11 protein-coding genes are annotated in these 13,208 nt (G+C 65.1%); 4 read left to right on the top strand and 7 right to left on the bottom strand.

From position 1 onward, the window contains the following. Positions 1 to 87 precede the first annotated feature (87 nt). The gene (locus AC1DUN_RS16160; RefSeq protein WP_477714841.1) at positions 88 to 2,976 is read left to right on the top strand and encodes an aconitate hydratase; all 2,889 of its coding nucleotides are present in this window, start codon (positions 88 to 90) and stop codon (positions 2,974 to 2,976) included. Beyond that, positions 2,976 to 4,181, top strand: a complete 1,206-nt coding sequence (locus AC1DUN_RS16165) for an FAD-dependent monooxygenase (RefSeq protein ID WP_477714929.1) — start codon at positions 2,976 to 2,978, stop codon at positions 4,179 to 4,181. Before AC1DUN_RS16160 ends, AC1DUN_RS16165 begins: the two co-directional genes overlap by 1 nt. On the opposite strand, the gene AC1DUN_RS16170 is transcribed toward AC1DUN_RS16165, so the two are convergent. Together AC1DUN_RS16170 and AC1DUN_RS16175 are read right to left on the bottom strand one after the other, a co-directional pair. After that, entirely contained in the window at positions 4,178 to 5,158 is a 981-nt protein-coding gene (locus tag AC1DUN_RS16170; protein ID WP_477714842.1) for a tripartite tricarboxylate transporter substrate-binding protein, read from the bottom strand. The two genes, AC1DUN_RS16165 and AC1DUN_RS16170, sit on opposite strands and share 4 nt — an antisense overlap. Before the next feature lie 27 nt (positions 5,159 to 5,185). After that, a complete protein-coding gene (locus tag AC1DUN_RS16175; protein ID WP_477714843.1) occupies positions 5,186 to 5,863 on the bottom strand; it encodes a DJ-1/PfpI family protein in 678 nt (225 codons plus the stop codon). 82 nt (positions 5,864 to 5,945) lie between these two features. Between AC1DUN_RS16175 and AC1DUN_RS16180 the strand changes: the two genes are divergently transcribed. Next, positions 5,946 to 6,869: a GlxA family transcriptional regulator gene (locus AC1DUN_RS16180; protein ID WP_477714930.1), complete on the top strand. Its 924-nt coding sequence runs from the start codon at positions 5,946 to 5,948 to the stop codon at positions 6,867 to 6,869. 42 nt (positions 6,870 to 6,911) lie between these two features. On the opposite strand, the gene kynA is transcribed toward AC1DUN_RS16180, so the two are convergent. From kynA to kynB, 3 genes are read right to left on the bottom strand one after another with little or no spacing between them, the layout of a single operon-like run. After that, on the bottom strand, positions 6,912 to 7,769 hold the full coding sequence (gene kynA, locus AC1DUN_RS16185; RefSeq protein ID WP_477714844.1) for a tryptophan 2,3-dioxygenase: 858 nt from the start codon (positions 7,767 to 7,769) through the stop codon (positions 6,912 to 6,914). Next, positions 7,769 to 9,049: a kynureninase gene (gene kynU / locus AC1DUN_RS16190; RefSeq protein ID WP_477714845.1), complete on the bottom strand. Its 1,281-nt coding sequence runs from the start codon at positions 9,047 to 9,049 to the stop codon at positions 7,769 to 7,771. Before kynU ends, kynA begins: the two co-directional genes overlap by 1 nt. An 18-nt stretch (positions 9,050 to 9,067) precedes the next feature. Continuing rightward, positions 9,068 to 9,715 (bottom strand): arylformamidase, encoded by a 648-nt coding sequence (gene kynB, locus AC1DUN_RS16195; protein ID WP_477714846.1) that lies wholly within the window; start codon positions 9,713 to 9,715, stop codon positions 9,068 to 9,070. Between the two features lie 217 nt (positions 9,716 to 9,932). Here kynB and AC1DUN_RS16200 point away from each other — a divergent pair, with 217 nt between their 5' ends. Beyond that, positions 9,933 to 10,697 carry an SDR family oxidoreductase gene (locus AC1DUN_RS16200; protein ID WP_477714847.1) on the top strand — a complete coding sequence of 255 codons (765 nt, stop codon included), beginning with the start codon at positions 9,933 to 9,935 and terminating at the stop codon, positions 10,695 to 10,697. A 193-nt stretch (positions 10,698 to 10,890) separates the two neighbouring features. Here AC1DUN_RS16200 and argF read toward each other — a convergent pair whose 3' ends face one another. Next, positions 10,891 to 11,823 carry an ornithine carbamoyltransferase gene (gene argF / locus AC1DUN_RS16205; RefSeq protein WP_477714931.1) on the bottom strand — a complete coding sequence of 311 codons (933 nt, stop codon included), beginning with the start codon at positions 11,821 to 11,823 and terminating at the stop codon, positions 10,891 to 10,893. An 8-nt stretch (positions 11,824 to 11,831) separates the two neighbouring features. After that, on the bottom strand, positions 11,832 to 13,049 hold the full coding sequence (locus AC1DUN_RS16210) for an acetylornithine/succinylornithine family transaminase (RefSeq protein WP_477714848.1): 1,218 nt from the start codon (positions 13,047 to 13,049) through the stop codon (positions 11,832 to 11,834). Between the last annotated feature and the right edge of the window lie 159 nt (positions 13,050 to 13,208).

The raw sequence follows: 13,208 nt of genomic DNA on the forward strand, positions 1-13,208 counted from the left end.
GGCGGGCAGGATATGCGGCCGTGGGCAACCATGGCGGCCCGGCCCCTGCCAGAATGGGGGCTGCCGTCAATAAAAAAGGAGTCCGCCATGGCCAAACCGCCTCCCCACGCTTTTCCCTCCACGCTCAAAAGCTTCAAGACCGCCTCCGGCAAGACCGGCAAGTTCTACTCCCTGCCGGAACTGGCCAAACAATTTCCCAAAGTCGCCCGCCTGCCGGTGTCCATGCGCATCGTGCTCGAATCGGTGCTGCGCAACTGCGACGGCAAAAAGGTCACGGCCGAACATGTAGCCCAGCTGGCCAACTGGCTGCCCAAGGCCGAGCGCACCGATGAAATTCCCTTCGTCGTCTCGCGCGTGGTGCTGCAGGACTTCACCGGCGTGCCGCTGCTGGCCGACCTGGCCGCCATGCGCAGCGTGGCGCTCAAGCTGGGCAAGAACCCGAAAGCCATAGAGCCGCTGGTGCCGGTGGATCTGGTGGTGGACCACTCCATCATGGTCGACTACTACGGCAAGAAAAATTCGCTGGACCTCAACATGAAACTCGAGTTCCAGCGCAACCGCGAGCGCTACGAATTCATGAAGTGGGGCATGCAGGCCTTCGACACCTTCGGCGTCGTGCCGCCGGGCTTTGGCATCGTGCACCAGGTCAACCTGGAATACCTGGCGCGCGGCGTGCATAAGACGGCAGGCGGCGTCTATTACCCCGACTCGCTGGTGGGCACCGACAGCCACACCACCATGATCAACGGCATTGGCGTGGTCGCCTGGGGCGTGGGCGGCATCGAGGCCGAGGCCGCCATGCTGGGCCAGCCGGTCTACTTCCTCACGCCCGACGTGGTCGGCTTTGAGCTGACCGGCCGCCTGCGTGAAGGCGTCACCGCCACCGACCTGGTGCTGCGCGTGACGGAGCAACTGCGCAAGGAAAAAGTGGTCGGCAAGTTTGTTGAATTCTTCGGCGAAGGCACACGCACGCTGGCCTTGCCCGACCGCGCCACCATAGGCAATATGGCGCCCGAGTACGGCGCCACCATGGGCTTCTTCCCGGTCGACGAAAAAACCATTGACTACTTCAAGGGCACGGGCCGCACCAAGGAAGAGATCGAAGCCTTCGAGGCCTATTTCAAGGCCCAGGGCCTGTTCGGCGTGGCCAAAGCCGGCGAGATCGATTATTCGCATGTGGTCAAGCTGGACCTGGGCGACGTCACGCCCAGCCTGGCCGGCCCCAAGCGCCCGCAAGACCGCATCGAGCTCGGCAATGTCGCCGGGCAGTTCAAGTCGCTGTTCAGCAAGCCGATTGCCGAGAACGGCTTCAACCAGCCGCAGGCCATGCTGAACACGCGCCACCTGGTGCGCCGCACCGACGAAGGCCGCCAGGACACCCTGCCGGCCGCGCCGCCCACACCGGCGGGCGCCGCGCGCGCCGTGGTCGAGATGGAAGGCAACCGGCCCACGCTGGCCCACGCCCGCGCCAGCAACGTGTCCGACGCGCCGGCCACCTCGCAGACCGAGGTGGTGCACTCCGCGCCCGGCGTGACGGTGGGCAACGGCGACGTGCTGATCGCCGCCATCACCAGCTGCACCAACACCTCCAACCCCAGCGTGCTGCTGGCCGCCGGCCTGCTGGCCAAGAAGGCGGTGGAAGCGGGCCTGAAGGTGCAGCCGCACATCAAGACCTCGCTGGCGCCCGGCTCGCGCATCGTGACCGAGTACCTCACGGAGACCGGTTTGCTGCCCTACCTTGAAAAGCTGGGCTTCGCACTGGCCGGCTACGGCTGCACCACCTGCATAGGCAATGCCGGCGACCTCACGCCCGAACTCAACGAAGCCATCACCAAAAGCGACCTGGTCTGTGCGGCCGTGCTGTCGGGCAACCGTAACTTCGAGGCGCGCATACACCCCAACCTCAAAGCCAACTTTTTGGCCAGCCCGCCGCTGGTGGTGGCGTACGCGATTGCCGGCACGGTGATGCGCGACCTGATGACCGAGCCCGTCGGCAAGGGCAAAGGCGGCAAGGACGTCTACCTGGGCGACATCTGGCCGAGCAGCGATGAGATCTACAAGCTCATGAAGTACGCGATGAACGGCAAGGCCTTCCGCGCCAATTACGCCAAGGTGAAAACCGAGCCGGGCAAGCTCTGGGAAAACATCAAGGGCGTCAAGGGCACGTCCTACACCTGGCCGGCCAGCACCTATATCGCCGAGCCGCCTTTCTTCAAGGACTTCACCATGGCCGCGGGCGCGGCCGGCAGCGTGTCCGTCAAGGGCGCGCGCATCATGGCGCTGTTCGGCGACTCCATCACGACCGACCACATCTCGCCGGCCGGCTCCATCAAGGCCAGCTCGCCCGCGGGCCTGTGGTTGCAGGCCAATGGCGTGCAGAAGGCCGACTTCAACAGCTACGGCGCGCGCCGCGGTAACCACGACGTGATGATGCGCGGCACGTTTGCCAATGTGCGCATCAAGAACCTGATGATCCCGCCCGGCGCCGACGGCTCGCGCGAAGAGGGCGGCGTCACGCTGTTCCAGCCCGGTGGCGAAAAAATGTTCATCTACGACGCCGCCATGAAGTACATGGCGCAGGGAACGCCCACGGTGATTTTTGCCGGCGAGGAATACGGCACCGGCTCCTCGCGCGACTGGGCCGCCAAGGGCACGCAGCTGCTGGGTATCAAGGCCGTGGTGGCGCGCAGCTTCGAGCGCATACACCGCAGCAACCTGGTGGGCATGGGCGTGCTGCCCCTGCAGTTCAAGCCGGGCGAATCGTGGCAAACCCTCAAGCTCACCGGCACCGAAGTCATAGACGTGATTCCGCACCCCGAGCTCAAGCCGCAAAGCGAGGCCAAGCTGGTCATCACGCGCGCCGACGGCTCGCGCGAGGAGGTCACCGTGATCCTGCGCGTGGACACCCCCATCGAGGTCGACTACTACCGCAACGGCGGCATCCTGCCTTTTGTGTTGCGGCAGTTGCTGGCTTGATGTTCCGGCAAGCCTTGATAGCCGGCGGCGGCATCGGCGGACTGGCGGCGGCGCTCGCGGCCTCGCGTGCCGGCTGGGATGTGCGCCTGTTTGAACGCGCCAACGCGTTCAGTGAAGTGGGCGCCGGCATCCAGCTCGGCCCTAACGTTGTGAAGGTGCTGCAGGGCTGGGGCCTGGCCGGCGCCCTGCAGATCGTGGCCGCGTTTCCTGAACGCCTGCAGGTGCACAGCGCCATTTCGGGCCAGCTGCTGGGCGAGTTGCCGCTGGGTGCCACCATTGCCCAGCGCTATGGTGCGCCCTATGCCACCCTGCACCGCGCCGATCTGCACCGCCTGCTGCTGGAGGCCGTGCAGCAAAACGCCGACGTCAGGCTGCACCTGAGCCGCCCGCTACAGTCCTTCAGCCAGACCGCGCAAGCCGTCACGGTGCAGGCCGACGACGGCCCCGGCATTGAGGGCGACGCCCTCATAGGCGCCGACGGCCTGTGGAGCACGGTGCGCCAGGAATTGCTGGGTGACGGCCTGCCGCGCCGCACCGGCCACCTGGCCTATCGCGCACTGGTGCGGCAGGCGGACCTGCCCGAGCTGCTCAGGAGCCAGCAGGTCACCGCCTGGCTGGGGCCGCGCATGCACGTGGTGCAGTACCCGGTGCGCGGCGGCGAATCACTCAACGTGGTGGCCATCGTGCACGGCGAGGTCGCGACCGAAGCCGACCTCTGGGACCACAGCGCCAACGCCGCCGACCTGGCCGCCGCGACGGCCGGCTGCTGCGCCGCCCTGCGCGAAGTGATGGGCGCGATTGAAGGCTGGCGCCTCTGGGTGCTGCACGACCGCGCGCCCATGCAGGGCGCCCACCAGCACGCCGTGGGCCGTGTGGCCTTGCTGGGCGATGCCGCCCACCCCATGCGCCCCTACCTGGCCCAAGGCGCCGGCATGGCGATTGAAGACGCCGCTGAACTGGGCCGCGCCCTGGCCCAGGCATTGGACCCGGCCCTGGACGTGCCCACCATGCTGCAGCGCTATGCGCTCAACCGCTGGCAGCGCAATGCGCGCGTGCAGGCGAGGGCGCTGCGCAACGGGCAGATCTTCCATGCCGATGGCGTGGTTCGGTGGGGGCGGGATTTGGCGATGAAGATGCTGGGGGAGAAGCTGCTGGATTTACCCTGGTTGTATGGAGCCGCAAGCGCGCAGTCCTCACGGCCCTAGTCCGCGTAGGCCCCTGCCGCCTTGATCACCGGCGTCCAGCGGGCAATTTCACTGCGCAGGTATTCGCGATGGCCCGCGGGCGTGTTGCGTGCGTCTCGAACCACATCGATTCCTGAAGCGAGTTGCGCCTTTTTGAAGGCGTCCGTCTGGATTGCGGCCAACAATGCGCTGTTGACCTTGGCTTGTACCGCCTGAGGCGTGTTCTTCGGTGCATACAAGCCGTACCAGACGCCCACCCGGACGGAGGGAATCCCGAATTTCTCGAGTGTCGGGATCGCCGAGGCGCCGGGAACGTTGAGCGGCTTGGCCGATGTCACACCGACGGGCCTGGTTTTTCCGCTGAATACATGGGGAAGCACATTGGCCGTCAAATCGCACATCAGGTCTACATGGCCTCCCAGCAAATCCGCCAATGCCGGGGCGGTCCCGCGGTACGGAACGGTGGTCATGCCGATGCCCAGCGAAGACTGCAGCAGCAGGCCGCACAGGTGCGATGCCGACCCGATGCCGCCGTTGGCCAGCTTGACCTGTGGCTGCGTGGCTATCCACCGCACCAGTTCAACCGCTGAGCCCGCGGCGATCTGTGGACGCGTCACCAGCATCAGCGGCGATTCAGCCATGATGCCCAAAGGTTCGAAATCCGTTTCCGGGCTGAAGCCCAGGCGGCGGTACAGCGCGGGGGCTGTCGCCATCCCGATATGGTTTAACAGCAGGGTATAGCCGTCGGCAGGCGCACGCAAGGCAACGACACTGCCCAGGTTGCCTCCGGCGCCCGACAGGTTCTGGATGATGACGGGCTGCCCCAACTGTTTTTCCATCGGCAGGGCAAGCTCCCGCGCGAGCTTGTCCATAGGACCTCCCGCGGGATAGGGAACAATCAATGTCACCGGTTTCGAGGGATAAACACCTTGCGCCTGCGCGCCCATGCCGCATGCCAGCAAGGCCCACACAAGCAGTGAAAACAGTTTTTTGCTCATAGGTTTCTCCAGGGTTACCGATGCTTTTCAAGCTGGCATGCGCAGGGCCGCATGGCCGACGGCCGAGGCCCGCAGGGCTCGCCGCGCCTGCGTCGCCGCCAGGCATTTTTCAACGATGGCCGGCTCCGATGTCAAGGGTGTACCACCCGGAAAGGGCGGCTTGGGGTCGTATTCGATCTGGAGCTGGATTTGCTTGGCCGCTTCGTCTCCCCTCAGCATGGCAACGACCTTCAAGGCCATGTCGATGCCGGATGTCACGCCGCCCGCGGTGAAGATATTTCCGTCCACGCACATGCGCTCCCGGGTGACGATGGCGCCGAACGCCGGCAGAAAATCAATGGCCTGCCAGTGGCAGGTGCTTCGCCTGCCCTTGAGAAGACCCGCGGCGCCGAGCAGCAGCGAGCCCGTGCAGATGCCGAAGATGTACTTCGCCGACTGTGCCTGCCTGCGGGTGAAACCAACCCACTCGGCATCCAGTAGGGCGTCGTCGGTTCCAGGTCCGCCCGGCACCACCAGCAGGTCGCAGGGCGCTGCGTTTGCGATGGTCGTGGTGGGCACCAGCGTGAGGCCGCGGTCCGAGCGGACCGGCTCCAGTGACTTCCCCACGAGCTCGACCTGCACTCCCGGCACACGTGCCAGGACTTCAAAAGGCCCTGTCAAATCAAGTTGTGTCAGGGCATTGAAGAGAATAATATTAACTTTCATGAACACGCTCCTTAAGACGCTGAAGGTAAGGCCGGGTGCCGCGGGGACAGCGCCAAAAGCGGGCGAATGTGCGCCAAAATGCGTGGCCTTTCTTTTGTTCGACGGCTTTCAGCCCATTGACCTGGCCGGACCGTGGCAGGCATTTGCCACGGCCAATGAAGAGGTGGGTGTTCCGGTATATCGTCTGGCCACCGTGGCACAGAAGGACGCCATCACGAGTGCCGATGGCGCACTGAAAATCCATGTGGATCACGGCCTGGGGGCTGCTGCGGCATTGCCGATTGATGCGCTGGTGGTGCCGGGCGGCGGCGGTGTCCATGCGGCATGTGCCGATCCTCAACTGGTCAACTGGCTGCGGGAAAAAGACCCGTCCACACACAGAACCTGCAGCGTCTGCACGGGGGCCTTCCTGCTTGCCGCCGCCGGGCTGTTGAGCGGCCGAGAGGTCACCACCCACTGGCGATCCGCCGGGAGGTTGCAGCGGGACTTCCCGGACCTCAGGGTCAACGACGACAAGATCTACTGCGAAAGCGGCAAGTACTGGACCACGGCGGGTGTTACAGCCGGCATCGACCTCGCGCTGGCCCTGATCGAGCGCGACCATGGCGCCGACATCTCGCAGCGTGTCGCGCGGCGGCTGCTTGTCTATTTACGCAGGGACGGCGATCAGCGCCAGTACAGCCAGGCCCTGAGGATTCAGGATAGGGCCGCTGCGCCCTTTCGCCAGCTGATCGAGTTGTTGCAGGCCCGGCTTGACCACGACTGGTCCGTCGACGCGATGGCGGATATGTGCAATATGTCCCGGCGCACTTTCCAGCGCAAGTTTGCGGAAAACTTTGGCATGGGCCCCATCGCCGCACTCAACAGCCTGCGGCGCGAACAGGCGGAAATCCTTGCCAGCTCGGGGCGCCTGTCGGGCAAGGAAGTCCAGAGGCATACCGGATCGAGCCGGGGTATTTCCGGGACGGCGGCCGCAGTGCGTCATCGCGCCGGCGGCGCTTGCTGATCACCAACGCCGGGCAGCCCATTGTCCGCACCCCGGGGGCGCTTATAAGTCAGTGCGCAGTTTCCAGATTTCCGGAAACAACACCACATCCAGCATCTTGCGCAGGTAGCTGACGCCACCCGTCCCACCCGTGCCACGCTTGAACCCGATCACGCGTTCCACCGTGGTCACATGCCGGAATCGCCAGAGCCTGAAAGCATCCTCCAGGTCGGTGAGTTCTTCGCCGAGCTGGTACAGGTCCCAGTACTTTTTCGGGTCACGGTACACCACCAGCCAGGCCTGCTCGACGGCCTCGCTCTCTACATAGCCCTGGGTCCAGTCGCGCTGCGTGTGGCTGGCCGGAACGGCCAGGCCGCGGCGGGCCAGCAGGCGCAGGGCTTCGTCGTAAAGCGAGGGGGCTTCGTAGGCCGCCTGCACCTGCGCCAGCAGGTCGGGCCGGTGCGCATGGGGCTTGAGCATGGCCGCGTTTTTGTTGCCGAGGGCGAATTCGATGCAGCGGTACTGCGCGCTCTGGAAGCCGCTGGAGTTGGCGAGGTAGGGGCGTATGGCGCTGTACTCGGGCGGGGTCATGGTGGCCAGCACGTCCCAGGCGTGCACCAGCTGCTCCATGATGCGGCTCACGCGTGCCAGCATCTTGAAGGCGCCGCCCAGCTCGTCGTTGGCGACGTTGGCGATCGCGGCGCGCAGCTCGTGCAGCATCAGCTTCATCCAGAGTTCGCTGGTCTGGTGCTGGATGATGAACAGCATCTCGTTGTGGTCGGGCGAGAGCGGTTTCTGCGCGCCCAGGATGGCGTCCAGCTGCAAATAGTCGCCGTAGCTCATGGACTTGCTGAAGTCGAGCTGCGCTTTTTCGTCGCGCACGATGTCTTCAGGGGCTTGGGGTTTGCTGTGGGTATTCATTATGTGACCGCGTGCTTCTGGTTGAACTCGGCTTTTTTCCATTCGCTGGTTTCGAGCACCTGCTTCAAATGCTCGACGGCGTTCCACACGTCTTCAAAACCGATGTAGAGCGGGGTGAAGCCGAAGCGCAGGATGTCCAGGTGCTTGCCGGCGCCGCTGTCACCGGCGCGGAAGTCGCCGATCACGCCGCGTGCAATCAGCGCTTGCACGATGGCATACGCACCCTCGGTTCTTGTGAGGCAGACTTGCGAGCCGCGCTGGGCATGTTCGCGCGGCGTGGCCAGGCCCAGGCCGTGGCCTGCGCAGCGTTCTTCGACGAGCCGGATAAACAGGTCGGTGAGCGCCAGCGATTTTTGGCGCAGGGCCTGCATGCCGCCCAGCGCTTCGGCAGCCAGCACGGTGTCCAGGCCGCATTCCAGTGCGGTCATGCTCAGGATGGGCTGGGTGCCGCAGAGGTAGCGCGAGATGCCTGCCGCGGGCCGGTAGTCGGGCGTGAATTCGAACGGCGCGGCATGGCCCCACCAGCCGGCCAGCGGCTGCCAGAAGCGGTCGGCGTGCTGGGGGTTGACCCAGACAAAGGCCGGCGCGCCGGGACCGCCATTGAGGTATTTGTAGCCGCAGCCTATCGAGAAGTCGGCCTTCGCCGCATTCAGGTCCACCGGCACCGCGCCCGCGCTGTGCGCCAGGTCCCAGACGGTGAGCGCGCCGGCGGCATGGGCCGCGGCGGTTACGGCGGCCATGTCATGCATGGCGCCGGTACGGTAGTTCACATGGGTCAGCATCAGCACGGCCACTTCGCCGGTGATGGCGGCCGCGATTTCTTCGGGCTCCACCAGTTGCAGGCGAAATCCGCGCTCGCGGCACAGCGCTTCGGCGATGTAGAGGTCGGTCGGGAAATTGCTGCGCTCGCTCACGATCACCTTGCGCGTGGGTGCGTCCTGGGCCGCGATATGCAATGCGGCGCTGAGCACCTTGTAGAGGTTGATGGAGGTGCTGTCGGTGGCCACCACCTCGCCGGGGGCCGCACCCACCAGCCGCGCGATTTTGTTGCCCAGGCGCTGCGGCAGCTCGAACCAGCCGGCGCTGTTCCAGGAGCGGATCAGGCCCTGGCCCCATTCGGCCATGACGGCCTCGGCGACGCGGGCGGCCGCCGTCACGGGCAGCACGCCCAGCGAGTTGCCGTCGAGGTAGATCACGCCTTCGGGCAGCGTGAATTGCTGGCGCAGCGTGCGCAGCGGGTCTTGCGCGTCAAGGGCGCGGCAGTCCTGGAGTGTGGTCATAGCTAGGGGTTTTGGGTTTCAGGGAAGTTCGCGCAGCACGGCGCGCACGGGGGAGGCATCGGCCCGGGTCAGTTTGAGCGGCAGGGCAATCAGTTCGTAATCGCCCTCGGCCACTTCGTCGAGCACCAGGTTTTCCAGCACGCGCAGGCCGTGCGCCAGCAACTGGTGGTGGCTGGGCAGGTCCTGGCTGGTGGCCGGGTCCACGCTGGGCGTGTCTATGCCGATCAGGCAGATGTTTTTGCGTGCCAGCAATGCCAGCGTTTCAGGCGCGATGGCGGTAAAGGCGTTCCAGGCCTGGCTGGCGCTGCGCGAAGTGCGCAGCAGCACGCGCGGCGGCAGGCCGTCCAGCGCGTGGGCGACGTGTTCGGGCAAGACCAGCGGGCCGCAGTCCAGGCAATGGATCACGCGGCAGGGCCCGAGGTAGGGGGCAAGGTCCAGCTCGCCGACGGTGGACTCGCCATTCGCATAGTGCAGCGGCGCATCGGCATGGGCGCCGGTGTGCGGCGACAGCGTGATGCTGTTGACGTTGACCGGGCAGCCCGGCGCCAGGGAGAAATGCAGTGTCTGGGAATAGGCTGTGTCACCGGGGAACACGGCCGCGTTTTCATCGACCGGTGGTGAGATGTCCCAGAGTTTGCGCGGTGTTGATGGGGTGGAAGCAGGCATGGATCCAAAGGTAGCACCGGCAAAAAAGCCGTGGTGTCGGTTATTTCCAACAACCTGAAAAATAGTTGAGACTTAAAGTATCTGGCGATGATGGCCCGCCCAGGCTCATGCGGTCTGGGCGAGGCTGGGGCACAATCCAGACCTGTGGCGCATCGCTGCATCGATTTACCAATCAGCAATACCTCCCTCCAACCTTTCAAGAGAGACAAGGCAGACCATGAATTCCGAGAACAAGTCCAACGGCAAAGTCGCACTCGTCACTGGCGCGGGCACAGGCATCGGCAAGGCCGTGGCCCTGGCCCTGCTGCGTGAAGGCTATAGCGTGGCGCTGGTGGGGCGCCGCGTGGAGCCGCTCAATGAAGTCGCCAAGGAATCCGGCACGGACCGCGCGCTGGCCTTGCCCACCGACGTGAGCAAGCCTGAGTCCGTGGCGGCGGCTTTTGCCAAGGTCAAGGAAAAATTCGGCCGCCTCGACCTGCTGTTCAATAACGCCGGTGTGGGCGCGCCGCCGGTGAACATCGAGGACATCACGTTCGAGCAGTGGACCAATGTGGTCGACATCAACCTGACCGGCTCCTTCCTGTGCGCGCAGGGCGCCATCAGGCTGATGAAAGACCAGACGCCCCAGGGCGGCCGCATCATCAACAACGGCTCGATCTCGGCCCACGCGCCGCGCCCCAACTCGGCGCCCTACACCTCGACCAAGCATGCAATCACGGGCCTGACCAAGTCCATCTCGCTGGACGGCCGCAAGTACAACATCGCCTGCGGCCAGATCGACATCGGCAACGCCATGACGGAGCTTGCGGCCCGCATGGCCAAGGGCGTGCCCCAGGCCAACGGCGAAATCGCCATTGAACCGATGATGGATGCGAAGGAAGTGGCCGAGGCGGTGGTGCACATGGCGTCGCTGCCGCTGTCGACCAATGTGCAGTTCATGACCATCATGGCCACGAAGATGCCGTTTGTGGGGCGCGGTTAAGGGCTGTCGGCGCTACCGCGCCGGCGCTCGCGTGTTACGCGAGCTGCCCGAGCAGAAGGAACTCCATGAGTGCCTTCTGCGCGTGCATCCTGTTTTGGTTTCGGCACGCGGCCTGCGGCCGCTTCACGTGCGCGATGCGCACATGAGCCTGCACCGAAACAGGCTGCCGGCGCTGCGCGCCGACGCTCGCGTGTTACGCGAGCTGCCCGAGCAGAAGGAACTCCATGAGTGCCTTCTGCGCGTGCATCCTGTTTTCCGCCTCGTCCCAGACCACTGATTGCGGGCCGTCTATGACTTCGGCTTCGACTTCCTCGCCGCGGTGGGCGGGCAGGCAGTGCATGAAGAGTGCATCGGGCTTGGCGGCGCGCATCATCTCGGTGTCCACGCACCAGTCGGCAAAGGCCTTTTTGCGTGCTTCGTTTTCGGCTTCGTAGCCCATGCTGGTCCAGACGTCGGTGGTGACCAGGTCGGCGCCGGCGCAGGCCTGCATCGGGTCCTTGAAGACCTTGTAGCTCTCGGCCGAGCGTATGCCGGCGATGGATTGGTCCACTTCATAGCCGCCCGGCGTGCTGACGTGCACCTTGAAGCCCAGGATTTCGCTGGCCTGCAGCCAGGTGTTGGCCATGTTGTTGCCGTCGCCCACCCAGGCCACCGTCTTGCCCTTGATGGAGCCGCGGTGCTCGATGTAGGTGAAGATGTCGGCCAGGATCTGGCAGGGGTGGAATTCGTTGGTCAGGCCGTTGATGACTGGCACGCGCGAGTGCTCGGCGAAGCGGTCTATCTTGGTCTGCTCGAAGGTGCGGATCATCACCAGGTCGACCATGCGGCTGATGACCTTGGCGCTGTCCTCGATGGGCTCGGCCCGGCCCAGCTGGCTGTCGCCGGTGGTCAGGTGCACCACGCTGCCGCCCAGCTGGTACATGCCGGCCTCGAAGCTCACGCGGGTGCGGGTTGAGGCTTTCTCGAAAATCATGGCCAGCGTGCGGTCGACCAGCGGCTGGTGTTTTTCGTAGGTCTTGAACTTCTTCTTGATGATGGCGGCGCGCTCAAACAGGTAGGCGTATTCGGCCGCATTCAGGTCGCTGAACTGCAGGTAATGCCGCACGGGGGCGGGCTTGGAGGGGATCGCTGAGGTCACGCGTTTTTCTCTTTCAAGAGCTGCTTGATCAGCGGCACCAGGATGGCTACCGCCTCGTCGGCCTCGGCCGTGGTCATGATGAGCGAGGGCACCATGCGGATCACGGTGTCGGCGGTCACGCTCAGCAGCAGGCCGTTTTCGGCGGCGCGGCCCAGCAGCTCGCCGCAGGGCACGGACAGTTCTATGCCCAGCATCAGGCCGCGGCCGCGGATTTCCTTCACGCCTTTTTCGCCGGCCAGGTCGCGCGCCAGTGCCGCGCGCAGGTGCTCACCCACCTTCACGGCATTGGCCAGCAGGCCTTCTTCTTCCATGATGCGCAGGGTTTCCACACCGGCCCGCATGGCCAGCGGGTTGCCGCCGAAGGTGCTGCCGTGGTTGCCGGGGCCGAAGATGTGGGCGGCCTTGGGGCCGGTGACGACGGCGCCAACCGGCACGCCCGAGCCCAGGCCCTTGGCCAGCGGCATCACGTCGGGCTTGATACCGGCCCACTGGTGGGCAAACCACTTGCCGGTGCGGCCCATGCCGCACTGCACTTCGTCGATCATCAGCAGCCAGTCGCGTTCGTCGCAGAGCGCCCGTACTTCGCGCAGGTACTCGTCCTTCATGCTGTTGATGCCGCCTTCGCCCTGGATGGCCTCAAAGAACACGGCGACCACATTGGGGTTGTTGGCGGTGGCGGCTTTGAGCGCGTCCATGTTGTTGAGCGGCACGCGGATGAAACCCTCGACCAGCGGGCCGAAGCCGGCCTGCACCTTGGGGTTGCCGGTGGCGCTCAGGGTGGCGATGCTGCGGCCGTGGAAGGCTTTTTCATACACCACGATTTCCGGGCGTTCAATGCCCTTGTCGTGGCCGAACTTGCGCGCCAGCTTGAGCGCGGCCTCGTTGGCTTCCAGGCCGGTGGAGCAGAAAAACACGTTTTCCAGGCCCGACAGCTCGACCAGTTTGGCAGCGAGGGCTTCCTGCAGCGGCACGTGGTAGTAGTTGGAGGTGTGGATCAGCTTGGCGATCTGCTCCTGCAGGGCCGGCACCAGCTTGGGGTGGTTGTGACCCAGGGTGTTGACGGCGATGCCGCCCAGCGCATCGAGATAAGCCTTGCCGTTGACGTCCCAGACGCGGCAGCCCTGGCCGTGGTCCAGCGCGATGGGCAGGCGGCCGTAGGTGTTCATCACGTGGGGGGAGGCGGCTTCGATGTGCTTGGGCAGGGCTGCGGTCATGGAAAACTCCGGAACAAGGGCTGTGACAGTGCGGAAAATTCGAAGCCCGCAGCAGTTGATGCGGGCCTGGGCTGATTTTAGGCGCAGACTTTGCGGCCTTTTGTGACGTTCCTGCATTACTGCGATGCAAGCGCCCGGGCGCCGCCCGCTATCGCCGGC

The organism is Polaromonas sp. P4_F6 (genome assembly GCF_056401275.1).

Coding starts and splice junctions, on each gene's coding strand:
- AC1DUN_RS16160 (WP_477714841.1), top strand. CDS start 88: ATGGCCAAACCGCCTCCCCACGCTTTTCCCTCCACGCTCAAAAGCTTC.
- AC1DUN_RS16165 (WP_477714929.1), top strand. CDS start 2,976: ATGTTCCGGCAAGCCTTGATAGCCGGCGGCGGCATCGGCGGACTGGCG.
- AC1DUN_RS16170 (WP_477714842.1), bottom strand. CDS start 5,158: ATGAGCAAAAAACTGTTTTCACTGCTTGTGTGGGCCTTGCTGGCATGC.
- AC1DUN_RS16175 (WP_477714843.1), bottom strand. CDS start 5,863: ATGAAAGTTAATATTATTCTCTTCAATGCCCTGACACAACTTGATTTG.
- kynA (WP_477714844.1), bottom strand. CDS start 7,769: ATGAATACCCACAGCAAACCCCAAGCCCCTGAAGACATCGTGCGCGAC.
- kynU (WP_477714845.1), bottom strand. CDS start 9,049: ATGACCACACTCCAGGACTGCCGCGCCCTTGACGCGCAAGACCCGCTG.
- kynB (WP_477714846.1), bottom strand. CDS start 9,715: ATGCCTGCTTCCACCCCATCAACACCGCGCAAACTCTGGGACATCTCA.
- AC1DUN_RS16200 (WP_477714847.1), top strand. CDS start 9,933: ATGAATTCCGAGAACAAGTCCAACGGCAAAGTCGCACTCGTCACTGGC.
- AC1DUN_RS16210 (WP_477714848.1), bottom strand. CDS start 13,049: ATGACCGCAGCCCTGCCCAAGCACATCGAAGCCGCCTCCCCCCACGTG.